The 22,466-nt window shown below is 68.7% G+C and carries 22 protein-coding genes and 1 riboswitch; of the genes, 12 read left to right on the top strand and 10 right to left on the bottom strand.

Annotated elements, in window-relative coordinates; genetic code table 11:
* Positions 1–216 precede the first annotated feature (216 nt).
* Genes ACFQ4E_RS03880 through ACFQ4E_RS03870 form a run of 3 tightly spaced genes read right to left on the bottom strand, consistent with a single transcriptional unit; the run spans position 217 to position 3,094 of the window.
* Positions 217–1,245: a YcjF family protein gene (locus ACFQ4E_RS03880; RefSeq protein ID WP_386801607.1), complete on the bottom strand. Its 1,029-nt coding sequence runs from the start codon at positions 1,243–1,245 to the stop codon at positions 217–219.
* Positions 1,242–1,688, bottom strand: coding sequence for a GNAT family N-acetyltransferase (locus ACFQ4E_RS03875; protein WP_386801606.1), 447 nt, complete (start codon positions 1,686–1,688; stop codon positions 1,242–1,244). The genes ACFQ4E_RS03880 and ACFQ4E_RS03875 overlap by 4 nt, the downstream gene beginning before the upstream one ends.
* Positions 1,685–3,094, bottom strand: coding sequence for a YcjX family GTP-binding protein (locus ACFQ4E_RS03870; RefSeq protein WP_386801605.1), 1,410 nt, complete (start codon positions 3,092–3,094; stop codon positions 1,685–1,687). Before ACFQ4E_RS03870 ends, ACFQ4E_RS03875 begins: the two co-directional genes overlap by 4 nt.
* A 114-nt stretch (positions 3,095–3,208) precedes the next feature.
* Between ACFQ4E_RS03870 and truA the strand changes: the two genes are divergently transcribed.
* From truA to ACFQ4E_RS03855, 3 genes are all read left to right on the top strand, one after another.
* A complete protein-coding gene (gene truA, locus ACFQ4E_RS03865; RefSeq protein ID WP_386801604.1) occupies positions 3,209–3,979 on the top strand; it encodes a tRNA pseudouridine(38-40) synthase TruA in 771 nt (256 codons plus the stop codon).
* A gap of 178 nt (positions 3,980–4,157) precedes the next feature.
* Complete coding sequence (locus ACFQ4E_RS03860; protein ID WP_386801603.1) at positions 4,158–4,823, top strand: SDR family NAD(P)-dependent oxidoreductase; 666 nt, start codon at positions 4,158–4,160, stop codon at positions 4,821–4,823.
* A complete protein-coding gene (locus ACFQ4E_RS03855; RefSeq protein ID WP_386801602.1) occupies positions 4,820–6,346 on the top strand; it encodes a cryptochrome/photolyase family protein in 1,527 nt (508 codons plus the stop codon). Before ACFQ4E_RS03860 ends, ACFQ4E_RS03855 begins: the two co-directional genes overlap by 4 nt.
* A 3-nt stretch (positions 6,347–6,349) precedes the next feature.
* Here ACFQ4E_RS03855 and ACFQ4E_RS03850 read toward each other — a convergent pair whose 3' ends face one another.
* From ACFQ4E_RS03850 to ACFQ4E_RS03840, 3 genes are all read right to left on the bottom strand, one after another.
* Positions 6,350–7,144 carry a glutathione S-transferase family protein gene (locus ACFQ4E_RS03850; RefSeq protein ID WP_386801601.1) on the bottom strand — a complete coding sequence of 265 codons (795 nt, stop codon included), beginning with the start codon at positions 7,142–7,144 and terminating at the stop codon, positions 6,350–6,352.
* A gap of 66 nt (positions 7,145–7,210) precedes the next feature.
* On the bottom strand, positions 7,211–7,423 hold the full coding sequence (locus ACFQ4E_RS03845) for a hypervirulence associated TUDOR domain-containing protein (RefSeq protein WP_386801600.1): 213 nt from the start codon (positions 7,421–7,423) through the stop codon (positions 7,211–7,213).
* A gap of 239 nt (positions 7,424–7,662) precedes the next feature.
* A complete protein-coding gene (locus ACFQ4E_RS03840; RefSeq protein WP_386801599.1) occupies positions 7,663–9,135 on the bottom strand; it encodes an MORN repeat-containing protein in 1,473 nt (490 codons plus the stop codon).
* Positions 9,136–9,306: 171 nt separating this feature from the next.
* On the opposite strand from ACFQ4E_RS03840, the gene ACFQ4E_RS03835 reads away from it, so the two are divergent.
* Together ACFQ4E_RS03835 and ACFQ4E_RS03830 are read left to right on the top strand one after the other, a co-directional pair.
* Complete coding sequence (locus ACFQ4E_RS03835) at positions 9,307–10,974, top strand: NAD+ synthase (RefSeq protein WP_386801598.1); 1,668 nt, start codon at positions 9,307–9,309, stop codon at positions 10,972–10,974.
* Between the two features lie 41 nt (positions 10,975–11,015).
* On the top strand, positions 11,016–11,447 hold the full coding sequence (locus tag ACFQ4E_RS03830; RefSeq protein WP_386801597.1) for a phosphate-starvation-inducible PsiE family protein: 432 nt from the start codon (positions 11,016–11,018) through the stop codon (positions 11,445–11,447).
* Between the two features lie 22 nt (positions 11,448–11,469).
* On the opposite strand, the gene ACFQ4E_RS03825 is transcribed toward ACFQ4E_RS03830, so the two are convergent.
* Positions 11,470–11,859 carry a metallopeptidase family protein gene (locus tag ACFQ4E_RS03825; protein WP_386801596.1) on the bottom strand — a complete coding sequence of 130 codons (390 nt, stop codon included), beginning with the start codon at positions 11,857–11,859 and terminating at the stop codon, positions 11,470–11,472.
* Positions 11,860–11,986: 127 nt separating this feature from the next.
* Here ACFQ4E_RS03825 and ACFQ4E_RS03820 point away from each other — a divergent pair, with 127 nt between their 5' ends.
* On the top strand, positions 11,987–12,538 hold the full coding sequence (locus tag ACFQ4E_RS03820; protein WP_386801595.1) for a prolyl hydroxylase family protein: 552 nt from the start codon (positions 11,987–11,989) through the stop codon (positions 12,536–12,538).
* Between the two features lie 39 nt (positions 12,539–12,577).
* A complete protein-coding gene (locus ACFQ4E_RS03815; RefSeq protein ID WP_386801594.1) occupies positions 12,578–12,991 on the top strand; it encodes a DUF1801 domain-containing protein in 414 nt (137 codons plus the stop codon).
* On the opposite strand, the gene thpR is transcribed toward ACFQ4E_RS03815, so the two are convergent.
* Positions 12,988–13,518 (bottom strand): RNA 2',3'-cyclic phosphodiesterase, encoded by a 531-nt coding sequence (gene thpR / locus ACFQ4E_RS03810; protein ID WP_386801593.1) that lies wholly within the window; start codon positions 13,516–13,518, stop codon positions 12,988–12,990. The genes ACFQ4E_RS03815 and thpR overlap by 4 nt on opposite strands.
* Before the next feature lie 121 nt (positions 13,519–13,639).
* Here thpR and gltX point away from each other — a divergent pair, with 121 nt between their 5' ends.
* Positions 13,640–14,977: a glutamate--tRNA ligase gene (gltX, locus tag ACFQ4E_RS03805; RefSeq protein ID WP_386801592.1), complete on the top strand. Its 1,338-nt coding sequence runs from the start codon at positions 13,640–13,642 to the stop codon at positions 14,975–14,977.
* Between the two features lie 62 nt (positions 14,978–15,039).
* On the opposite strand, the gene ACFQ4E_RS03800 is transcribed toward gltX, so the two are convergent.
* Together ACFQ4E_RS03800 and ACFQ4E_RS03795 are read right to left on the bottom strand one after the other, a co-directional pair.
* A complete protein-coding gene (locus tag ACFQ4E_RS03800) occupies positions 15,040–16,293 on the bottom strand; it encodes a DUF2254 domain-containing protein (RefSeq protein WP_386801591.1) in 1,254 nt (417 codons plus the stop codon).
* The gene (locus tag ACFQ4E_RS03795; protein WP_386801590.1) at positions 16,290–16,817 is read right to left on the bottom strand and encodes a gamma-glutamylcyclotransferase family protein; all 528 of its coding nucleotides are present in this window, start codon (positions 16,815–16,817) and stop codon (positions 16,290–16,292) included. Before ACFQ4E_RS03795 ends, ACFQ4E_RS03800 begins: the two co-directional genes overlap by 4 nt.
* A 121-nt stretch (positions 16,818–16,938) precedes the next feature.
* Between ACFQ4E_RS03795 and ACFQ4E_RS03790 the strand changes: the two genes are divergently transcribed.
* The 4 genes from ACFQ4E_RS03790 to gcvP all read left to right on the top strand — a co-directional run bounded on the left by ACFQ4E_RS03790 (position 16,939) and on the right by gcvP (position 22,360).
* Positions 16,939–17,418, top strand: coding sequence for an RrF2 family transcriptional regulator (locus ACFQ4E_RS03790; protein ID WP_386801589.1), 480 nt, complete (start codon positions 16,939–16,941; stop codon positions 17,416–17,418).
* Positions 17,419–17,436: 18 nt separating this feature from the next.
* Positions 17,437–17,526: riboswitch (glycine riboswitch) on the top strand.
* A 174-nt stretch (positions 17,527–17,700) separates the two neighbouring features.
* Positions 17,701–18,978: a glycine cleavage system aminomethyltransferase GcvT gene (gene gcvT, locus ACFQ4E_RS03785; RefSeq protein ID WP_386801588.1), complete on the top strand. Its 1,278-nt coding sequence runs from the start codon at positions 17,701–17,703 to the stop codon at positions 18,976–18,978.
* A 28-nt stretch (positions 18,979–19,006) separates the two neighbouring features.
* Complete coding sequence (gene gcvH / locus ACFQ4E_RS03780; RefSeq protein ID WP_386801587.1) at positions 19,007–19,369, top strand: glycine cleavage system protein GcvH; 363 nt, start codon at positions 19,007–19,009, stop codon at positions 19,367–19,369.
* A 141-nt stretch (positions 19,370–19,510) separates the two neighbouring features.
* Positions 19,511–22,360 (top strand): aminomethyl-transferring glycine dehydrogenase, encoded by a 2,850-nt coding sequence (gene gcvP, locus ACFQ4E_RS03775; protein WP_386801586.1) that lies wholly within the window; start codon positions 19,511–19,513, stop codon positions 22,358–22,360.
* Positions 22,361–22,466: the final 106 nt, after the last annotated feature.

Here is a 22,466-nt window from a genome sequence, read left to right as displayed (position 1 = left end):
ACCACGCGGCAAAGCTTTGCCGACCAAGTCCTTGATGCGAAAAGGCCTCTTTTCGGAGCGGTCGCGGGACGTCAGGAAGGTCGACACGCGACCGGGCAGCAGCAGCCGGATCGCGGAATGACGTCGCATCAGTGTCCCGCGGCGTCCGGCGAGGTCCGGTTGATCCCCGCGGCCTCGCCCCCCCCTTTCCTTAAAGCTGGACGGCGACCCGCGCGCCTAGCCGTCGCGCTTGCGGTCGAAGAGCCCGGTGAGCGAGCGCCCGACGAGACCCCGGACCGAGGGGCGCTCCTTGGGGGTGAAGGGCAGAGGGCGGCAGACCTCCATCGCCGCGACGCCGACCCGTGCCGTCAGCGCCCCGTTGACCATGCCTTCGCCGAAGCGGCGCGAGAGCTTGGCGAGCACGTTGCCGCCCAGGAGCGGCTCGATCATGTCTTCGCCCGCTGCGACCGCGCCGGTGGCGAGAAGATGGGTGAAGACCGCGCGCATCAGCCGCCAGCTTCCGATGGTGCCGGAGCGGCCTCCGTAGATCTCGGCGACGCGGCGGATCATGCGCAGGTTCGACACCAGCGCGGCGGCGACATCGGCAAAGCTCAGGGGCACCAAGGCGGTGACGCCCGCGACCTGCCGGGCGGCGGCCTCGACCTCGCGGCGCGCGGCGGCGTCGAGCGGCGCCAGAAGCTCGCGGCTTGCGAGGTCGAGAAGCGCCTCGCCATCGAACACGTCGCCCTTGCGCTCGGCAAGGCGCGAGCGGCCCCAGCTCGTATCCTCGCGCCCCGCGTAGAGCGTCTCGAGCCGTGCCACCACGTCCTGCGCGGCCTCGAGCCCGCCGCCGTCCCGCGCCGCCTGCGCATCACGATGCAGCGCATCGAGACGCCCGAGCCGCGAGATCGCGGCGATCTCCTTGACCGCGATGGCCAGCACCACGAAGGCGAAGAGCCCGAAGAGCCCCGCCACCGCCCAACCGAGCATGGGATAGGCGGCCAAGAGCCCGGTGACGAACTCCCACGCCGCCGCCGCGAGCACCGTGGCCAGGATCGCGCCCGCCAGCCCCCAGAACCAGCGCGCGAGCCGCGAGGGCTTGCGCGCGGCGAGGACCGCCGCCGTGGTCATGGCGCGGCCCTCGGGACGGTCGCTCTCATCGGGGACCGGCGGCGCGCGGTCGGGGCCGGGCAGGGCGCTGGCCACGTCCTCGTCGATCTCGATGGTGACGGGGCCGAAGCGGGTCTTGCGGCTGGCGTCGCTCATGTCGTCTCGCTCCTTTGCCAGCGGAACTGGATGTCCGGCAGGCCTTCGTCATTGTCGCCCGAGGTGCGCCGGACCGGCACGAACCCCTCGCGGTCATAGAAGCGCTGCGCGCCGGTATTGGCCTCGAAGGTCCAGAGCGACAGCGCGCTCTCCCCGCTCTTGGCCGCGTCGAGAAGCCGCGCGCCGATTCCGCGCCCGCGCGCGCCCTCGCCGAGATAAAGCGCGTGGACATCGCCTCCGTCCCGGGCGAGAAAACCCGCCGGGGCGCCGTCGGTCTCGGCGGTCGTGACCCAGCCCGCGTCGATCATCTGCGACAGGAATGACACCGCCTCGGCGCCGCTGTAGAGCTGCGGCATCCAGGGCGTCGCGCGCACCCAACCATCGAGTATCGCGCCAAGCGCGCCCGCATCGAGCGGCCGGGCAGGGCGCAGCGTCACGCTCACAGCCGGTCTCCGAACAGGAACTGCGCCGCGCGGTCGAGCCGGATATGCGGCGGGCCTTCGTCGGGCCGGAGCGAGAGGCGCGGCGGCTCGAAGCGGGTGCCGCCGAAATCGCCGTCGAGCCAGCTCTGTTGCCCCTCGCGCGCCGAGGACAGAAGCCGCGCCGGATCGTCCGGAAACTCGCCCGGCCAGACCACCGCGGTGCGCCCGTTCGCGAGCCGCCCGCGCACGCCGCGCAGGTCGCGGCCCTCATGGGCGATCGTCTCCTCGGTGGTGGCGCGCAGGCTCGCCAGCGACATCGCCTCGGTCTGGGCCCCGGCGAAGCGCGCGCGCTCGGCGGCGTCGCGGGTCAGCGCCTGCATGATCCGGGTGAGCTGGCCATGCTGGGTGTGGTGCAGGTGATCGGCCTTGGTCGCGGCGAAGAGGATCTTCTCGACCCGTTTGCCGAGGAGAACCCGCGTCAGGAACGCGTTTCGCCCGGGCCGGAAGGCCGAGAGAATCTCGGCCATGGTCCGGCGCAGATCCTCGACCGCGCGCGGCCCGCGATGAAGCGCACCGAGCGCGTCCACCAGCACCACCTGCCGGTCGATCCGGGCGAAGTGATCGCGGAAAAAGGGTTTGACCACGCGCGATTTATACGCCTCGAACCGCCGCGACATCTCCTGCCAGAGCGATCCGCGTCCCGCGCTCTCGGCGGGCGGCAAGGGGGCGAAGGTCAGGACCGGCGAGCCCGCCAGATCGCCGGGCAGAAGGAACCGCCCCGGGCTCAGGTCGGACCAGCCCTCGACGCGCGCCGCCTCGAGATAGGCGGTGAAGAGATCGGTGAGCGCGCGCGCCCGGGGCTCGTCAAGCTTGGCGGCACCGTCCTCGGCCCGCGCCGCGGCCAGATAGGCCTGCGCGCAGTCGCGGTGTTCCAGACGGGCGAGCGTCTCCTGCGACCAGCCGGCATAATCCTTGTCGAGCAGCGCCAGGTCCAGAAGCCATTCTCCGGGATAATCGACGATATCGAGATGCACCCGGCGCGGCCCCTGCACGCTGCCGAGAAACCCGCCCGCGCGGACATTGAACGACAGCCGCAGCTCCGAGATCGCCCGGGTGCTTTCCGGCCAGGACGGCTCGTTGGCCATCAGGCGTCCGAGATGGGTCTCGTAATCGAAGCGCGGCAGGGTGTCGTCGGGCTGGGGCTGGAGATAGGCGGCGCTGATCCGTCCCTGCGCCGCGGCGGAGAGCTGCGGCATGCGCGCCCGGTCGATCAGGTTGGCGACGAGCGAGGTGATGAACACCGTCTTGCCCGACCGCGCGAGCCCGGTGACGCCCAGCCGCACGACCGGCTCGAAGAAGGTCTCGGACACCGTGCCGGCGACCTGTTCCACCCCCCGGGCGAGGCTGTCCGCGAGGGGTCCGATCATGCCGTCTGCCGCTCCTGTGCTTCCATATCCGCTGCTCGGAGAGATAGGCGCAGGACGGCCAAAGGGGAAGGGCGGCGCTTGCTCCGGGCCGGGCGGGGCGCTAGAGGCGGCACCATGCCGAGATATGCGCTCAGGGTCGAATACGAGGGGGTGCCCTTCGCGGGCTGGCAGCGCCAGGCCGAGCATCCGTCCGTGCAGGGCGCGATCGAGGCGGCGCTGGCGCGGCTCGAGCCCGGCCCCCACACCATCGCCGCCGCGGGCCGCACCGATGCGGGCGTGCATGCGCGCGGGCAGGTCTGCCATTGCGATCTCGAAAAGGACTGGGATCCGTTCCGGCTGGTCTCGGCTCTGAACCACCACCTGAAGCCCGCGCCGGTGGCGATCACCGCGGGCGCGCGGGTCGACGAGGACTGGCACGCGCGGTTCTCGGCGCGGGAGCGGCGCTACCTCTACCGCATCCTCAACCGCCGCGCGCGCCCGACGCTCGAGGCAGGCCGCGTCTGGCAGGTGCCGCATCCGCTCGATCTCGGCGCCATGCGCGAGGGCGCCGCCTATCTGGTGGGCAAGCACGATTTCACGACCTTCCGCTCGACCCAGTGCCAGGCGGCCTCGCCGGTCAAGACGCTGGACAGCCTCGAGATCACCGAGATCGAGACCGGCGCGGGTCGCGAGATCGAGCTGCGCCTCGCCGCGCGCTCCTTCCTGCACAACCAGGTCCGAAGCTTCGTCGGCACGCTCGAACGGGTCGGTGCGGGGGCCTGGGAGCCTCGGCGCGTGTCCGAGGCGCTCTCCGCCCGCGACCGCGCCGCCTGCGGACCCGTCGCCCCGCCGCAGGGCCTCTACCTGATGGCGGTGGGCTATCCCGAGGATCCCTTCGCCGATTGAGCGGGACACCCCTCCCGACCACCATCAGCGCGTCCCACGCCCATCTGCCGGGCGCGGCGCTCCAGGCTTCATCTGTCAGATAAATATCCAATCCGACCTCTCCGCCCGCGTCACGCCGGTGTGAGGGACCGGACCGGTCCGCTTGAACCCGCCCCGTCGCCCGCTAGCTCGCCCGGACATGAAGACAGCCCTCATCATCGGCCGCTCGGGCGGCATCGGGTCGGCCCTGGCCCAGGAGCTCGAGGCGCGCGGGGTCGCGGTCACCGGCCTCTCGCGCGCCGAGGACGGGCTCGAGATCACCGACGAGGCCTCGGTCGAGCATCATCTCGGCGCGCTCGAGGGCCCGTTCGACCTGATCTTCGTGGCCACCGGCGCGCTCAAGATCGACGGCGCGGCCCCGGAGAAAAGCCTCTCCGATCTCGCTGCCAAACCGCTGGCCGACCAGTTCGCCACCAACGCCATCGGTCCGGCGCTGATCCTGAAACATGCCAAGCGGCTCCTGCCTCGGCGCGAGCCTGCCGTCCTCGCCTGCCTCTCTGCGCGGGTCGGGTCGATCGGCGACAACGGACTCGGCGGCTGGTACGGCTACCGCGCCGCGAAGGCAGCGCTGAACCAGATCGTGCACACCGCCGCCATCGAGCTTTCCCGCAGTCACCGGCAGCTTGCCTGCGTAGCGCTCCATCCCGGCACGGTCGAGACCCGCTTCACCGCCGACTACCAGGACAGCCACCCGACCGTGACGCCCGAGACCGCAGCGGCGCGGCTCGTCGACCTTCTCGAACAGCTCACGCCCGAGCATACCGGCCGGTTCTTCGACTACGCCTTCGAGGAGATCCCCTGGTGAGCCGTCTCATCCTCGTCCTCGGCGACCAGCTCTCCGAAGATCTCTCGGCGCTTCAGGAGGCCGACAAGGACGGCGATGTCGTCGTCATGGCCGAGGTCGCCGACGAGGCGAGCTACGTCCAGCATCACCCGAAGAAGATCGCCCTGATCTTCGCCGCGATGCGCAAGTTCGCGGCGCGGCTCAGGAATGACGGCTGGGACGTGCGCTATTCCGAGCTCGACGACAGCGACAATACCGGCTCGATCCCGGGCGAGCTTCTGCGCCGGGCCGACGAGACCGGCGCGACCGAGGTCATCGCCACCCAGCCCGGCGAGTTCCGACTGATCGGCCTTCTCGACGAGATGGGCCTGAAGGTCACCCAGCTCCCAGACACCCGGTTTCTCTGCAGCCTCGAGAGGTTCGAGGATTGGGCGAAGGGCCGCAAGAGCCTCAGGATGGAGTATTTCTATCGCGAGATGCGGCGCGAGCACGGCTACCTCATGGATGGCGACGATCCCGAGGGCGGCCAGTGGAATTACGACCAGGAGAACCGCAAGCCCGCCCCGGACGAGATCGACTTCGGCGGCCCGATGCAGTTCACCCCCGACGAGACCGTCGAGGAGGTGCTCGATCTCGTCGAGGCCCGCTTCGGCAACAGTTTCGGCACCCTCCGGCCCTTCTGGTACGCCACCGATCAGGGCCAGGCGCGCCGGGCGCTGACGCATTTCGTCAAGCACGCGCTGCCGCGCTTCGGCGATTACCAGGACGCGATGATGGGGGAGGAGCGCTTCCTCTATCACTCGGTGATCTCGGCCTATCTGAATATCGGCCTCTTGTCGGCACGCGAGATCTGCGACGCGGTCGAGGCCGCCTACCGCGCAGGCGACGCGCCGCTCAACGCGACCGAGGGCTATATCCGCCAGGTCCTCGGCTGGCGCGAATACATGCGTGGTATCTATTTTCGCGAGGGGCCGGATTACCCGCGCCGCAACGCCCTGAACCACCAGCGCGCGCTGCCGCCGCTCTACTGGGGCGCGGAGACGAAGATGCGCTGCCTGTCGAAGGCGGTCGAGCAGACCCGCGACGAGGCCTATGCCCATCACATCCAGCGCCTGATGGTGACCGGCAATTTCGCGCTTCTCGCCGGAGTGACCCCGCACGAGGTCCACGAATGGTATCTCCGGGTCTATATCGACGCTTTCGAATGGGTCGAGGCGCCGAACGTCGTCGGCATGAGCCAGTTCGCCGATGGCGGCATCATCGCCTCGAAACCCTACGTGTCGTCAGGCTCCTATATCGACCGGATGTCGGATTACTGCGCCGAGTGCCATTACAGCGTGAAGACCAAGACGGGCGAGGGGGCGTGCCCGTTCAACCTCCTTTACTGGGCCTTCATGGACCGCCACCGTGACCGGTTCGAAAAGAACCCGCGCATGGCGCAGATGTACGCGACCTGGGAACGGATGGACGCTGACAAGCGCAAGACCATCCTGTCGGAGGCCGAGACGTTCCTCGGCAAACTCTCGGGCGGCGAGACGGTCTGAGCCTCAGACGAGGCCCAGTTCGGCATCGGAGGCCGAGGTTCCGTACTTCGCCGTCGGCGGCCAGGGCCGGTCGCGCCAATCCGGCTCGAAGGAAAAGCTCGACACCGTGCGCCCCTCGGGCAGCGCCCCGTTGCCGGAGCCCTGGGCGTAATCGTAATAGAGCTTCACGATCTCCTCGCGGCTCACCTGCTGGGCCGCGGGATGCGCAAGGCAGGCCTCGCGCCAGGCCGCGACCCGGGCAAAGCCGCTCTCGGGGAAGGTGAAATCCTCGTAATAGTCGAGAAACCAGAAGCGCATGAACATCGGCGTGAAGACGCATTCGGCATAGCCGAACTCCTCGAAGAGGAACGGCCCCGGGCCGCCCGCATCCTCGAGATGCCCTTCGATCTTGGTGTAGACCTCCAGAAGCTTGTCGAGATGCTCCTGCCGCTTGGCGCGGTCCTGGTTCATGACCATCAGGTAGCCCGCGCCGGTGAACGGCCCCTCGAGCGTGACCAGAAGCGCCTCTGCCGCGCGCTCGAACGGATCGGCGCGCCGGATCGACGGGCCGCCCAGCCAGAGATCGAAGAACTCCAGAAGAACGAGGCTCTCCTTCAGGACCCGCCCGTCGGGCATCTCGAGGACCGGCAACGCGGTCGTCCCGCGCGTCTTCTTGAGAAGGTCGGGATCACGCGGCTTGGTGATGTCCACCACGCGCATCTCCACCGCGTCCTGCCGCCCCTTGAGGGCCAGGAGGATCTCGAGGCGCTGCGAAAACGGGCAGGCGGGAATGTGGTAGAGGATGGGACGGTCGGCCATGGCAGCGCTCCTTCGGCAATCTCTCTCGGTACTGTGACGATGCGCGGGAGGCTTGCCACGCGAGGCTCAGGCCTTGCGCAGCTCGGAGGCCGATTTCAGCACCCGGTCGCCATCGCTCTGCTCGATCAAAAAGGCCGGGTCGTTCACGCTGGCGTCGCGCGTGACCTCGGTGCCCTTGATCGTGCGCGTCACTTTCTCGGTGAACCGCTCGACGATCTCGCCGGTGCCGGTGCCATTTCCCCAGTCCCATTCCACCTTGTCGCCGGTCGCATAGCCCATGATCCACCTCGTCACGTTCGTCTCTGAAGGGGAACCCGCGCGCAACCGCCCCGGTTCCGTGACCTCGTGACCGCCCGCGTGACCCACGTCCCCCCTGCCGGGCGCGCCGCCAAGCGGGTCTCATCTGTCCGAAAATATCCCGGGGAGCGCGAGGGGCAGCGCCCCTCGCATCGCGTGATGATCGGCACGATCAGCACGCCAGACATGCCCGGGGCCCGCAGGGACCCGGACCGCTGACCTCAGCCGTCCTCGGGCGTGGCCTCGCCAGCGGCGCCGTCGCCGGTCTCATCCGAGGCCTCGGGCGCCTCTTCGGGCGCCTCGCGCTCGGCCAGGGCGCCGTTCACCCACTCGCCGCGTTCGGTTTCGCCCGAGGCGTAGCGCATCTCGCCCTCGCCCTGGCGTTTGCCCGCGGCGAACATGCCCTCGTAGACATCGCCATTGGCATAGGTCGCGACGCCCCGGCCGGAGATCTCGCCATCGGCCCATTCGCCCTCGTAGACGAAGCCGTCGGCCATCTCGATCCGGCCCTCGCCATGGCGCTGGCCGCCCTCAAAGCCGCCGGTATAGACGGTGCCGTCGGGATAGGTCGCGGTGCCCTGGCCCTCGCGCTGCCCGTCGACCCAGTCGCCCTCGTAGCGGTAGCCGTCGGGATAGGTCATCACCCCTTGGCCGTGGTTGCGGGCGTTGCGGAAGCCGCCCTCGTAGACAAGCCCGTTGGCGTATTCGGCGCGGCCCTCGCCCTCGATCACCCCGTCGCGCCACTCGCCCTCGTAGGTCGAGCCGTCGGGATAGGTGATCTTGCCGACACCATTGGCGAGATCGCCGTCGAAGCTGCCCTCGTAGACCGAGCCGTCGGGATAGGTGACGCGGCCGTGGCCCGCGATCTGGCCGGCCTCCCACTGGCCGGAATATTCGTAGCCGTCCTGGCCGCGGAACGTGCCCTGGCCTTGGCGCTGGTCGTCGGCGAACTGGCCCTCGTAGACATCGCCATTGGCATAGGTGACCTTGCCCTGGCCGTGCCGCCGCCCTTCGCGGAGATCGCCCTCGTAGACATCGCCATTGGGCTGGGTGAGCGTCCCGATCCCGTCGATCTGGCCATCGGCCCAAGTACCCTCGTAGACCAGCCCGTCGGGCATCACGAGCTTGCCTTCGCCCTCGCGCGCGCCGCCCGCGACGCGGCCCTCGTAGACCGAGCCGTCGGGATAGGTGATCGTGCCGACCCCCTCCTTGACGCCGTTGACCCAGTCGCCCTCGTAGGCGTAGCCGCCCGGCGAGGTCATCGTTCCGCGCCCGTGATGGAGCGCGTTGCGGAACGAGCCCTCGTAGCGGACGCCGTTGGCATAGGTCGCGACGCCCTGTCCGGTGATCTTGCCGTCCTGCCAGCTGCCCTCATAGGTGCCGCCGTCGGCGAAGGTGATCTTGCCCTGGCCCTCGGGCTTGCCCTTGGCGAAGCTGCCCTCGTAGATCGAGCCGTTGGGGAAATGCGCCACGCCCTGGCCGCGGATCTCGCCCGCGACCCAGTCGCCGGTATATTCGTAGCCGTTGGGCAGGGTGTAGGTGCCGGTGCCGTCCTGCAGCCCGTCGCGGAACGTGCCCTGGTAGACGCCCCCGTCATCGTACTGCTTGGTCAGCACTTCGCCCGATTGCGCGGCCGCGCCCAGCGGAAAAGCCAGAAGCGCCGCGCCCAGTATGCCTGCCAGGTCTCGTCTCATCCGCCTGTCTCCGCTCTTGCCTGCCTCGCTGCGGGCCGAAAATAGGGGAGGCGCTGGCAGGGCACAACGCAATTCCCCGACAGGGCGCAGCCTGCGGCGGAGACGCGCATGCCTTCCCCTCGGGGCGCGATCTGCTATGTGGGCGCCCAAAGACAGACGGGACGCGACGACATGGCCGAGACCTTCCGCCTCACCCTGGCCCAGCTGAACGCTGTGGTCGGCGACATCGAGGGCAATGCCCGCGCGGCGCGCCGCGCCTGGGAGGCGGGCCGCGATGCGGGCGCCGATCTGGTGGCGCTGCCCGAGATGTTCATCACCGGCTACAACACCCAGGACCTGGTGCTGAAGCCCGCCTTCCACCTCGAGGCCATCGCCGCCATCGAGGCGCTGGCGGCCGAGTGCGCCGAGGGGCCCGCGCTGGCCATCGGCGGCCCCTGGGTCGAGGGCGCGTCGCTCTTCAACGCCTATTTCATCCTGCAGGGCGGGCATGTCGCCGCCCGCGTGCTCAAGCACCACCTGCCCAACGCCGCCGTCTTCGACGAGGAGCGCATCTTCGCCTCCGCGCCGGTCACCGGGCCTTATGTCGTCGATGGGCTGCGGATCGGCTCGCCCATCTGCGAGGACGCCTGGTACGAGGACGTGGCCGAGACGCTGGCCGAGACCGGCGCGGAGATCCTCCTGGTCCCGAACGGCTCGCCCTATCACCGCGACAAGTTCGACCTGCGGCTCAATCACATGGTGTCGCGCGTGGTCGAGACCGGCCTGCCGCTCGTCTATCTCAACCTCGTCGGCGGCCAGGACGATCAGATCTTCGATGGTGGCAGCTTCGTTCTGAACCCCGGCGGGCAGATGGCGCTGAAGATGCCGGTCTTCGACGAGGAGATCGCGCATCTCGACCTCGAGCGGACCGAGGCGGGCTGGCGCGCGGCGCCCGGTGCGGTCGCGCCGCATCCGGACGCGCTCGAGCAGGATTACCGCGCCACCACCGAGGCGCTGCGCGACTATTGCCGCAAGGCCGGCTTCGGCAAGGTGCTCCTGGGCCTGTCGGGCGGGGTCGATTCGGCGCTTGTCGCCGCCATCGCGGTCGATGCGCTGGGCCCCGAGAACGTGCGCTGCGTGATGCTGCCCTCGGCATATACGTCGGACCATTCGCTGGAAGACGCCAAGGCCGTCGCCGAGACGCTTGGCTGCACCTATGATTTCGTGCCGATCGACAAGGGCCGCGCCGCGATCACCGAGACGCTGGCGCCGCTCTTCGGCGATCTGCCCGCGGACCTGACCGAAGAGAACATCCAGTCGCGCCTGCGCGGCCTTCTTCTCATGGCGCTCTCGAACAAGTTCGGAGAGATGCTCCTGACCACCGGCAACAAGTCCGAGGTCGCGGTGGGCTATGCCACGATCTATGGCGACATGGCGGGCGGCTACAATCCGATCAAGGATCTCTACAAGACCCGCGTCTTCGAGATCTGCCGCTGGCGCAACGCCCATTACCGCGACTGGATGAAGGGCCCCGACGGGCGGGTGATGCCCGACCGGGTGATCTCGAAACCGCCCTCGGCGGAGCTGCGCGAGGATCAGAAGGACAGCGATTCGCTGCCGGATTACCCGGTGCTCGACGGCATTCTGGAGATCCTCGTGGATCTCGATGGATCGGTCGCCGATTGCGTCGCGGCGGGCTATGCGCGCGAGGATGCCGCCAAGGTCGAGCACCTGCTCTTCATCAGCGAATACAAGCGCTTCCAGTCCGCGCCGGGCACGAGGCTCTCGGCCAAGGCGTTCTGGCTCGACCGCCGCTACCCCATCGTGAACCGCTGGCGCTCGCCCTCGTCCGAGGATTGAGCGGCATTTCCGCGCGGGCCTGACGCCCTAGGTTGCGGAAGATGAAGGACGCGTTCGACCGGCTCTACCATCATGCGACGGCGCTCGTTGCGGTGCTGCTGCTTTTGGGCACCATGGCGGTGATCGGGCTCGCGACCGCGAGTTTCCTGCGCCTGACCTTCCAGGTCGCCGCAGAGTCGGGGCTGTCGGTCTCCTACACCACGTTGCAGGCGCTCTTCGATCTCCTGCTCGGCGCGGTGATCGCCATCGAGCTCGCGCATTCGGTGCATCTGATGCTGAGCGGCGGGTCGATCTACGCGCAGGTGCGGATCGTCCTGGTGATCGGGCTCCTGGCCGTGGTGCGCAAGCTCATCGTGGTCGAGCTCGAGGCCGTCTCTGGCGCCTTGCTCCTGGGGCTGGCCGCGGCGGTGCTGGCGCTCGGGATCGCTTTCGCGATCCTCGTCTGGATCGAGCGCGAGACGGATACCGGCTAGCGCGCCGCCCGGTCGCGCCGAGCTATTCCCACCAGCGGTCGATCTCGGCGATCTCTTCGTCCGACCAGCCGAAATGATGCGCGAACTCATGCACGGTGACATGGGCCACGAGCGCTTCGAGCGTGACGTTGCCCCGCTCGCGCCATTCTTCGAGGATCGGTTCGCGGAAGAGCCAGATCGTGTCCGGCCGCCAGTCCGGCTCGGCCACCGATTTCTCGGTCATAGGGATGCCGTCATAGAGCCCGGTCAGATCGAGCGGGTCGTCCATCTCCAGCTCGTCGAGCATCCAGCTCTCAGGCCAGTCCTCGACCCGGATCAGCACCTCGGCGGCCCAGCGGCGGAACGGCGCGGGCAGCGCCTCGGCGGCGCGGCGGGCGAAGGTCTCGATCTCGGAGAGGCTGGGCGCGGTCATCTGCGTGACATGGCGCGCGGGGCGCGGGCCTGCAAGAGCGACCGAAAACGACATCGCTGTCGGCGCCGGAGATGCGGGCGTCGCGCAATCGTGTCACCGCCCGTCCGCGCAGTGCTTCGAGACGCCGATGCTGACCCCAAAGACCGTTCCCGCCGCCTTTTCCCCCGCCGAATGCGACCGCATCCTGGCGCTCGCCAAGACCGCGCCCCGGCGCGAGGCGCAGCTCGTCGGCCAGCAGCACGATCCAAGCCAGCGCCGCGCCACGCTCTCCTGGCTCGACGAGGCCGAAGAGACCGGTTGGGTGGCCGACCGGCTTGCCGATCTGGTGCGCGTGGCCAATCGCGAAAGCTTCGGTTTCGATCTGACCGAGTTCGCCGAAAGCGCGCAGGTCGCGGAATACCCGGCGGCGACGGGCGGGCATTTCGACTGGCATGCCGATATCGGCGAGGGTCCTGTGGCCCGGCGGCGCAAGCTGACCTTGGTGGTGCAGCTGTCCGACCCCGGGGCCTACGCGGGCGGTGCGCTCGAGATCATGCCGAGCGCGCAGGTGATCGCCGCGCCGCGGGAGCGCGGCAGCGCGATCCTGTTTCCATCCTTCCTGCTCCATCGCGTGACGCCGGTGACCGAAGGCACGCGCGCCTCGCTCACGCAATGGGTCCACGGTCCGGCTTTCCGCTAGACGCTTGCAGGGATTCCCCGGGAGAGGCACTCTGCGCGCATGTCCGAGCCCACAGAAAACGCCGACGCCTATCTCGAACAGGTCACGCCCGAGGCCCGTCGCGACGAAGCGCGGAGGCTCGACGCGCTTTTCCGCCGCGTGACCGGCTGGAAGCCGCGGCTCTGGCGCGGCGACATGCTGGGCTACGGGAGCTACGACTACACCTATCCCTCGGGGCGCACCGGCACCTGGCTTGCGACGGGATTCGCGCCCAGGAAGGCCAAGCTCACGATCTACATCCTGCCCGGCTACACCGATTTCGCGCCGATCCTCGACCGGCTCGGGCCGCACAGCAAGGGCCGCTCCTGCGTCTATGTCACGCGGCTCGACCGCGTCGACGAAGAGGTGCTGGCCGAGCTGATCCGCGCCGGGCTCGACGATCTCGCGACCCATTGGCCGGTCGCGCCGACCTAGCCCAGGGGAAACTCCGCCAGGGGCTCGTAGATCGCGCCGTCCTTCGTGAGGTGGCTCTCGTAAAGGACGAGCTCGGGGAAGGGCACGTGGTCGAGCACCATCGCGCCTTCGACCGACAGGAACCCTGCGAGCTTGCGCTCTTCCTCGGGCGAGAGCCGGCGCGGCAGGCGGGCGAAGGTCACGTGCGGCCGGAAGCGCCGCCGTTCGAGCACCAGACCGGCGCCGTGGCAGCGCGACTTCACCCGCGCCTGCAGGTCGGTCAGCGCACCGCCACCATCGGCAGCCAGCGCCAGCGCCGGACCGTAGCTGCCGATGCCCGAGAGCCGGGCGGCGAGCCCCGGCGACGTCAGCGTCTCGAGCCCCTCGGCCAGGTCGCGCAGCTCCGGCTCTTCGACCTCTCCGAGGAAGGCCAGCGTCAGGTGCATGTTCTCTTCGGGCACGGCGCGGCCGAAGCCCAGCCGCTCGCCCATCGCGGCCAGGACCTCGGCGTCCGAGGGGGGCAGGGGCAGGGCGATGAAGGCGCGCATGGAGGCTCCGGGGGTCGTGGTTTCGGCCACCCTCGCGCCGCGCGTGGCAGTGCGCAACCCCGCGCCCAACTGGACAAGCGCGGCGTTCCGTGAGACAGCCAGCGCCAATCAGGAGGCACCCATGACCGTCACCCGTTTCGCGCCGTCGCCCACCGGCCACATCCATGTCGGAAACCTGCGCACCGCGCTGATGAACTGGCTGATCGCCAAGAAGGAAGGCGGCACCTTCATCCTGCGCATCGACGACACCGATGCAGAGCGCTCGAAGGAGGAATATGTCGACGGCATCAAGCGCGACCTGGAATGGCTGGGCCTGACCTGGGACCGCACCGAGCGGCAGAGCCAGCGGCTCGACCGCTATGCCGCGGCGGCGGACGAGCTGCGCGCCAACGGCCGGTTCTACGAGGCGTTCGAAACGCCGACCGAGCTCGATCTCAAGCGCAAGAAGCAGCTCAACATGGGCAAGCCGCCGGTCTATGACCGCGCGGCGCTGGCGCTCTCGGACGCGGATCGCGATCGGCTCCGGGCCGAGCGCGGCGACGGGCATTGGCGCTTCAAGCTCGATCAGGAGCGCATCGTCTGGCAGGACGGGATCCTGGGCGAGATCTCCATCGACGCGGCCTCGGTCTCGGACCCGGTGCTGATCCGGCGCGACGGGCAGGTGCTGTATACACTCGCCTCGGTGGTCGACGATACCGAGATGGGCGTGACCCATGTGGTGCGCGGCTCGGACCACGTGACCAACACCGCGACGCAGATCCAGATCATGGCGGCGCTGGGCTTCGGGCATCCCTCCTTTGCGCATCATTCGCTGCTGACCGGCCCGCAGGGCGAGGGGCTGTCGAAGCGGCTCGGATCGCTGGCGCTGAAAGACCTGCGCGAGCAGGGCGTCGAGCCCGAGGCGCTTTTGTCGCTGATGGCGCGTCTTGGCTCGTCGCAGCCGGTGGAACTGCGGATGAGCCTCGAGGAGATCGCCGAGGGCTTTGAGTTGTCGCAGTTCGGATCGGCGCCGACCAAGTTCGACGTGAACGACCTCTATCCGCTGACGGCGCGCAAGCTGCATGCGCTGCCGCTCGAGGCGGTGTCCGAGGACCTGGCTGCACTTGGCGTCCCCGAGGCGCAGCGTGCCGATGTCTGGCAGGTGGCGCGCGAGAATATTACGACGCGCAAGGACCTCGCGCATTGGTGGCGGCTTTTCACCGAGGGCGCCGAGCCGCTCGTCGCCGAGGAGGACGCGGAGTTCGTCGCGGACGCCATGGCGCTTCTGCCGCCGCCGCCCTACGACCGCGACACCTGGAGCAGCTGGACGAGCGCGGTCAAGGACAAGACCGGCCGCAAGGGCAAGGCGCTCTTCATGCCGCTCCGCCGCGCCGTGACCGGACAGGACCGCGGGCCGGAGATGGCGGACGTGATGCCGCTGATGCAGACCGTTCGGGCCCGCGATCTCGCCAAGGGCTGAGCGGGGCCGATTTCCGAACCGGAAATCGCGCGCTTTCCGGTTCGGAAAGCGGGCCGTCGCGCTCAGCTCGCGTCCGGGTCGCGGGTGATCTCGGCGGTCAGACCCAGCGCCTTCAGGTCAGCCTCGAGCGCGATGCCGTCCCGCGCCTGCGCCTCGGCATAGCTCTTCATCCCCGCGGCCGCCTCGGCGATCCCCGGTTCGGGCGCGGTGGCGAGACGATCCAGCATCTTCAGCGCCCGCTCCATCACCTCGACCCGCGCGCGCCCGTCGCGGATCAGGACCGCGACGGCGTCCGCGACCAGCGCCTCGGCCTCGATGCCGGGGCAGCTCACCCGCTCGAATTCGGGCGCGTCCGGCTGCTCGGCCTCGAGCGCGTGGTGCCACAGAAGCGCCGTCTGACGGTGAATGACGTCGATGGCGGTGCCGGGATCGTTCACCCCGGGCGACAGGGCGCGCGCACCGATTTCCGCCAGCACCAGAAGGCCGAAGCGCGGGTCCTGCTGCGGCTCGCGCTCGGGTCCGAGCGCGATCGCGGTGTCGAGCACGTCGCTGTCGACCGGGCGGGCGATCCAGAGGAGCGGCGCGCCTTCGAGCACGTAATCGCCGGGGCGCACCGCCAGCCGGGCCTCGGTGTCGCTCTCGGCGCAGGCGTCGTCGATCGCGGCCATCGCCACCGACACGACATAGCCCGACCGCGGCGCCGGGAGCGCGATCCAGCCCTGCGGCTCCGGGCCGTGCGCCTTTCGTCCGCCGAGATAGGGCTGCCGCGCATGGGTGCCGAGCGCCATCGCCGCGGCGTCCTCGCAGAGCCTGAGCGTGTGGTCCATGTTGCCGAGCTCGCTCAGATGGCCGATCCAGCGCAGGATCGCGATGATGATCAGGAGGATCACCAGCGCCGTCAGTCCGAAGACCACCACCGCGGCGGCATCGCCGTAGAAGCCCGCGCGGAACAGCACGAAGGCGGTGAGCGAGAAGAGGAAGGCGCCGACGAAGGTGGCGAGCACCGTCTGCGTCGTGCCGTCGCGCATCAGGATGCGGTAGGCGCGCGGCGTCGCCTGGCCCGAGGCGCTCTGGAACGCCTGCACCATCACGCCGAGCGAGAAGGTCGTGACCGCCAGCATGGTCGAGGCGAGGATGTTCAGAACCGGCTCGACCGCCTGCCGATCGAACCGCTCCTTCAGGCCCTCGGGGATGAAGCCGTTCAGAAGCGGCGCGAAGAGCGTGGCCAGAAGCGCCACCAGCGCCATCGCCAGGACCCGGACGCCGAGCCTGCGCGAGAGCCGCTTCAGCCGGTCGAGAAGTGCCGAAAGGCTCATTTCGTCACCTCCACGCCGCGGCGCGCCAATGCGCCGTCGACCCAATGCCGCACCATCTCGGAGAGCGGTTGCGACCGCGGATAGAGCGGCGCGGCGCGATCGTCGAGAACCGGGGCCTCCCAGCCATCGGTCGTTTCGAAGAATCGCTCGGCCCCCGCGGCATCGAACTGGTCGAGATAGCCGCCGAGAACGACGTCGAGATAGCTCAGAAGGATAGGATGGTCGGCCCCCGCGGGCGCCGCGCGCTCATGCGGGACGGTGTAGATCGCGACCTGGGCCGCGCGCTCGGGCAGGGGATCGACCTGCAGCGTCGTATCGACCCTATCATAGCTCGCCTCGCGCGCATCGAGTGCGGCCCAATCGCCCTGCGGGACAGCCGCGACAAGCCCGTCGAGCACCGTCCCGGGGTCGGGCTGCACGGTCAGAAACGCCACCCGCCGCACCGGCGATTGGCGCCAGGAACGACGCCAGCCGACGACCCGCGCGGGAAAGGACGGCGCGTAGATATGTGTCCTGCGATCCACCAAAGATCCGTAACCGAAGAAAAAAGAGGTGGTCATTGGAACCGAATCCGAGGCATGCTGCATTTACTAAATCGTGCCTTTACATTTTGGCACCCCCAGGCGGCTTTCGGGAGGCGGACCGATGCGCGTCACTAAGCGTACAAACATAGCTATGCGCGTACTGATGTACTGCGCTGCACATACTGACGCTCGCGTCACGAAAAGCGACATTGCCCGAAGTTGCAATGCGTCCGAACATCACCTTGGGCAGATCGTCAACCAATTGGCGACGCTCGGGTTCCTCGATACCTGGCGTGGACGGTACGGCGGCATCGCGCTGGCGCGACCGGCCTCGGAGATATCCCTGGGATCGGTCTTTCGCGAGCTTGAAGCCCCCGTGCCGATGGCCGAGTGCTTCGACGAGGCGGCCAATACCTGCCCGTTGATCACGGCCTGCCGGATGAAACCGGCGCTCGCGGCAGCGGCGGAGGCCTTCTATGCAAGTCTCGACAGCGTGACCCTCGACACGCTGATCGACGACAATGCACCCCTCGTGGCCATCTTCGGCGGTGGGCGGTCCGAGCCGCCTCCCTTCCGCACGGCACGGGTTGCCAGCGGCTGAGCCTTGATCTAGCGTCGCTTTATCGCATCGGGAGAACCGGCCCTCGCGCCGGTGCCGAAGGAGCAACCGCCCCGGAAACTCTCAGGCTGTCAGGACCGTTGCGATGTCGAGACTCTGGAGAGAGTCCCGCCACTTCCTGAAGTGCGCGGGGCCGCCGACGGGATAACGATCTCAGGCGAAAGGACAGAGGGGGCGTTCCGGGCACGGGGAGGGTCTCTCCGCGCCGCGATAGCGTCACCGGCAGGTCCTTACGGCCTGTCGCATCGAGACCGTGGGGGCGACATGAGCGACAGCGACGAGACCGGGAACGGAGGCGGCACGGGCGAGGACCGGTTCAAGGACATGGAAACGCGCGACATCTGCGGGTGCGGCGTCGCGCATGGTCCGGGCGAGCATCACCATCACCAGGGCGGCGGCGCAACCGAGCCCGACCCCGATCCGGACGCGCCGAGACGCACGCCGCTCTACGATCTGCATGTCGAGCTCGGCGGCAAGATCGTCGAGTTCGCGGGCTACGAGATGCCGGTGCAGTATCCTCTCGGCGTGATGAAGGAGCATCAGCACACCCGCGCGAAGGCCGGGTTCTTCGATGTCAGCCACATGGGGCAGGTCGTGCTGCGCTCGCGCAAGCGCGACGCCGCCGAAGCGCTCGAGACGCTGGTGCCGGTGGATGTCATCGGCCTTGCCGAGGGGCGCCAGCGCTACGCGCTTTTCACCAATGAGACCGGCGGGATAGAGGACGACCTTATGGTCGCCAATCGCGGCGATCACCTGTTTCTGGTCGTCAATGCCGCGGTCAAGGCCGAGGACATCGCGCGGATGCGCGCGGCGCTGGAGCCAGATGTCACCATCAAGGAAATCACCAATCGCGGGCTTCTGGCGCTGCAGGGACCGGCGGCCGAGGCGGTGCTGGCCGAGCTTGCGCCCGAACTGCGCGAGATGCGCTTCATGGATGTCGCCACGGTGACGCTCGAGGGCGCGGAATGCTGGGTGTCGCGCTCGGGCTATACCGGCGAGGACGGGTTCGAGATCTCGGTGCCCGAGGCGGCGACCGAAACCCTCGCCCGGCGGCTCCTGGCGCATGAGGATGTGGAGCCCATCGGTCTCGGCGCGCGGGATTCGCTGCGGCTCGAGGCGGGGCTCTGCCTTTACGGGCACGACATCGACACCGGCACCACGCCGGTCGAGGCAGGGCTGGCTTGGGCGATCCAGAAGGTCCGGCGCAAGGGCGGCGACCGCGCGGGCGGCTTCCCCGGCGCCGAGGCGATCCTGCCGCAGTTCGGCGGCAATGCGCCGCGCGCGCGGGTTGGCCTGCGCCCCGAGGGACGCGCGCCGATGCGCGAGGGCACGCAGCTTTTCGACAGCGAGGACGCCGCCGAGGCGGTGGGAGCGGTGACCTCGGGCGGGTTCGGCCCGACCGTCGGCGGCCCCGTGGCGATGGGCTATGTCCCCGCCGCGCTCAAGTCGCCGGGCACACGCCTCTGGGGCGAGGTGCGCGGCAAGCGCATGGCGGTCGAGGTGGCGGAGCTGCCCTTCGTCCCTGCGAATTTCAAACGATAACGACACGGCAATTGGGAGAGATGCGCCGATGAAATTCACCGAAGAACACGAATGGCTCCGCCCCGAGGACGACAATATCGTCGTCGTGGGCATCACCGAACACGCCGCCGAGCAATTGGGCGACGTGGTCTTCATCGAGCTGCCCGAGGTCGGGGCCACGGTCTCGAAGGATGACGAGGTGGTGGTGATCGAGAGCGTCAAGGCGGCCTCGGACATCCTCGCGCCCCTCGACGGGGAGATCGTCGAGGTCAACGAGGCGATCGTCGACGAGCCCGGCAAGGTCAATGACGATGCCGAGGGCGAGGCCTGGTTCTTCAAGATCAAGGTCGAGGATCTCTCGGTGATGGACGATTACATGGATGAAGCCGCCTACAAGGACTTCATCGCCTGATCGTTTTCGGGCGTCCCGGGCGCGTTGTCCCGGGGCCCCGGCGCGGGCGTCCGCTTCGGGATCTCGTGCGTATTTTTCAAAAGAAGAAGCTGCAGGGGGCGCGCCCGATCCGGCGCGATGGCCCCCGTGATGGAGGTTTCGATGCCCTTTGAGCCGACCGACTACCTGCCCTACGATTTCGCCAACCGCCGCCATATCGGCCCGTCGCCCTCGGAGATGGCCGAGATGTTCGAGGCGCTTGGCGTCGAGGATATCGACCAGCTGATCGGCGAGACGGTGCCCAAGGGCATCCGCCAGGAGGCGCCGCTCGACTGGGGCAAGCCGCTCTCGGAGCGCGAGCTGCTCTATCACATGCGGCAGGTGGCGCGGAAGAACACGGTCGTCACCTCGCTCATCGGACAGGGCTATCACGGCACCGTCACGCCGCCCGCGATCCTGCGCAACATCTTCGAGAACCCCGCCTGGTACACCGCCTACACGCCCTACCAGCCCGAGATCAGCCAGGGGCGGCTCGAAGCGCTTCTGAACTACCAGACGATGGTGTCGGACCTGACCGGGCTCGAGATTGCGAACGCTTCGCTTCTCGACGAGGCGACGGCGGCGGCCGAGGCGATGACCATGGCGCAGCGCGGCGCGAAGTCGAAAGAGACACGCTTCTTCGTCGACGAGAACTGCCATCCCCAGACCATCGGCGTGGTCAAGACCCGCGCGCGGCCCCTGGGCATCGAGGTGGTGGTCGGCGATCCCGACACGCTCGCGCCCGGCGAGGTCTTCGGGGCGCTCTTCCAGTATCCCGGCACCAACGGGCATCTGCGCGATTTCACCGACCAGATCGCGGCACTGCACGAGGCGGACGCCCTGGGCGTCGTCGCCGCCGATCCGATGGCGCTTTGCCTTCTGAAGGAGCCGGGCGCGATGGGCGCCGATATCGCCGTGGGCACGACCCAGCGCTTCGGGGTGCCGATGGGCTATGGCGGCCCGCACGCGGCTTACATCGCCTGCCGCGACGGGCTTAAGCGGTCGCTGCCGGGACGGCTGGTCGGCGTCTCGGTCGATGCGCGCGGCAACCGCGCCTACCGGCTCGCGCTCCAGACCCGCGAGCAGCATATCCGCCGCGAGAAGGCGACCTCGAATGTCTGCACCGCGCAGGCGCTCCTGGCGGTCATGGCGGGGTTCTACGCGGTCTTCCACGGGCCGGAGGGGCTCAAGGCCATCGCGCAGCGCATCCATCGCAAGACGGTGCGGCTGGCGCGCGGTCTGGAAGAGGCGGGCTTCGCGATCGAGCCGGAGGTGTTCTTCGACACGATCACCGTCGATGTCGGTCTGTTCCAGAAGGGCGTGCTGGCCTCGGGCGTCCAGAACGGCGTGAACCTGCGGCCGGTGGGCGACACCAAGATCGGCATCACCGTCGACGAGACCACGCGGCCCGCGACCATCGAGCGGGTCTGGCGCGCCTTTGGCGTCGAGCGCGAGGTGGGCTCGGTCGAGGCGGGCTACCGTTTGCCGGAGGACCTTCTGCGCGAGAGCGACTATCTCCAGCACGATGTCTTCCACATGAACCGCGCCGAGACCGAGATGATGCGCTACATGCGCCGCCTCGCGGATCGGGACCTCGCGCTCGACCGGGCGATGATCCCGCTCGGCTCCTGCACGATGAAGCTCAATGCCGCCGCCGAGATGATGCCGGTCAGCTGGCCCGAGTTCGCCAACATGCACCCGCATTGCCCGCCGGATCAGGCCGAGGGCTATGCCGAGATGGTCACCGATCTCTCGGAAAAGCTGTGCTGGATCACGGGGTACGATGCGATCTCGATGCAGCCCAATTCGGGCGCGCAGGGCGAATATGCGGGGCTTCTGACCATCGCCGCCTATCACGAGGCGCAAGGCCAGGGGCATCGCAAGGTCTGCCTCATTCCGGTCAACGCCCATGGCACCAACCCGGCCTCGGCGCAGATGGTCGGCTGGAAGGTGGTGCCGGTGAAATGCGATGCCAAGGGTTCGATCGATATCGAGGATTTCCGCGCCAAGGCCGAGAAGCACTCGGACGAGCTGGCGGGGATCATGATCACCTATCCCTCGACGCATGGGGTCTTCGAGGAGACCGTGCGGGAGGTCTGCCAAATCACCCATGACCATGGCGGGCAGGTCTATATCGACGGGGCCAACATGAACGCGATGGTGGGTCTCTCGCGTCCGGGCGACCTGGGCGGCGATGTGAGCCACCTGAACCTGCACAAGACCTTCTGCATCCCGCATGGCGGCGGCGGTCCCGGCATGGGTCCGATCGGCGTCAAGGAGCACCTGGCGGCGCATCTGCCCTCCGATCCGCGCTCGGGCGAGACGCCGGGGCCGGTCTCGGCAGCGGCGTTCGGCTCGCCCTCGCTCCTGCCGATCTCCTGGGCCTATTGCCTGATGATGGGGGGCGCGGGGCTCACGCAGGCCACCAAGGTCGCGATCCTCAACGCCAACTACATCGCCAAGCGGCTCGAGGGGGCGTTCGACGTGCTCTACAAGGGGCCCGAGGGCCGGGTCGCGCATGAATGCATCATCGACACGCGGCCCTTCGAGAAGAGCGCCGGGATCACCGTCGACGATATCGCCAAGCGGCTGGTGGATTGCGGCTTCCACGCGCCGACGATGAGCTGGCCGGTGGCGGGCACGTTGATGGTGGAGCCGACGGAATCCGAGACCAAGGCCGAGCTCGACCGGTTCTGCGACGCGATGCTGGCGATCCGGGCCGAGATCCGCGCCGTGGAGGAGGGCGAGATAGACCGCGAGAACAACCCGCTGAAGCACGCGCCCCACACGGTCGAGGATCTCGTGGGCGACTGGGACCGGCCCTACAGCCGCGACCAGGGCTGCTTCCCGCCCGGCGCGTTCCGGGTCGACAAGTACTGGCCGCCGGTCAACCGGGTCGACAATGTCTATGGCGACCGCAACCTGATCTGCACCTGCCCGCCGATGGAGGACTATGCCGAGGCGGCGGAGTAGGGGCGCCTGACCTGGCGCGGCGCGGGCGGTGAGCGTCGCGTGGCGTATTTGGAAAAAGAAGAAACGCAAAGAAAGGCGCGCGGGGCGGAGGCCTCGCGCGCTTTTT

The sequence above is a fragment of the Litorisediminicola beolgyonensis genome (assembly GCF_042679605.1).
GTDB classification, from domain to species: Bacteria; Pseudomonadota; Alphaproteobacteria; order Rhodobacterales; family Rhodobacteraceae; genus Litorisediminicola; species Litorisediminicola beolgyonensis.
This window is presented reverse-complemented; position numbering and strand designations above follow the sequence as displayed.

Coding starts and splice junctions, on each gene's coding strand:
- ACFQ4E_RS03820 (WP_386801595.1), top strand. CDS start 11,987: ATGCTGACCCCAAAGACCGTTCCCGCCGCCTTTTCCCCCGCCGAATGC.
- ACFQ4E_RS03830 (WP_386801597.1), top strand. CDS start 11,016: ATGAAGGACGCGTTCGACCGGCTCTACCATCATGCGACGGCGCTCGTT.
- ACFQ4E_RS03860 (WP_386801603.1), top strand. CDS start 4,158: ATGAAGACAGCCCTCATCATCGGCCGCTCGGGCGGCATCGGGTCGGCC.
- ACFQ4E_RS03790 (WP_386801589.1), top strand. CDS start 16,939: ATGCGCGTCACTAAGCGTACAAACATAGCTATGCGCGTACTGATGTAC.
- ACFQ4E_RS03815 (WP_386801594.1), top strand. CDS start 12,578: ATGTCCGAGCCCACAGAAAACGCCGACGCCTATCTCGAACAGGTCACG.
- gcvH (WP_386801587.1), top strand. CDS start 19,007: ATGAAATTCACCGAAGAACACGAATGGCTCCGCCCCGAGGACGACAAT.
- ACFQ4E_RS03870 (WP_386801605.1), bottom strand. CDS start 3,094: ATGATCGGACCCCTCGCGGACAGCCTCGCCCGGGGGGTGGAACAGGTC.
- gcvT (WP_386801588.1), top strand. CDS start 17,701: ATGAGCGACAGCGACGAGACCGGGAACGGAGGCGGCACGGGCGAGGAC.
- ACFQ4E_RS03800 (WP_386801591.1), bottom strand. CDS start 16,293: ATGAGCCTTTCGGCACTTCTCGACCGGCTGAAGCGGCTCTCGCGCAGG.
- ACFQ4E_RS03840 (WP_386801599.1), bottom strand. CDS start 9,135: ATGAGACGAGACCTGGCAGGCATACTGGGCGCGGCGCTTCTGGCTTTT.
- gcvP (WP_386801586.1), top strand. CDS start 19,511: ATGCCCTTTGAGCCGACCGACTACCTGCCCTACGATTTCGCCAACCGC.
- ACFQ4E_RS03845 (WP_386801600.1), bottom strand. CDS start 7,423: ATGGGCTATGCGACCGGCGACAAGGTGGAATGGGACTGGGGAAATGGC.
- truA (WP_386801604.1), top strand. CDS start 3,209: ATGCCGAGATATGCGCTCAGGGTCGAATACGAGGGGGTGCCCTTCGCG.
- ACFQ4E_RS03825 (WP_386801596.1), bottom strand. CDS start 11,859: ATGACCGCGCCCAGCCTCTCCGAGATCGAGACCTTCGCCCGCCGCGCC.
- thpR (WP_386801593.1), bottom strand. CDS start 13,518: ATGCGCGCCTTCATCGCCCTGCCCCTGCCCCCCTCGGACGCCGAGGTC.
- ACFQ4E_RS03835 (WP_386801598.1), top strand. CDS start 9,307: ATGGCCGAGACCTTCCGCCTCACCCTGGCCCAGCTGAACGCTGTGGTC.
- ACFQ4E_RS03880 (WP_386801607.1), bottom strand. CDS start 1,245: ATGAGCGACGCCAGCCGCAAGACCCGCTTCGGCCCCGTCACCATCGAG.
- gltX (WP_386801592.1), top strand. CDS start 13,640: ATGACCGTCACCCGTTTCGCGCCGTCGCCCACCGGCCACATCCATGTC.
- ACFQ4E_RS03850 (WP_386801601.1), bottom strand. CDS start 7,144: ATGGCCGACCGTCCCATCCTCTACCACATTCCCGCCTGCCCGTTTTCG.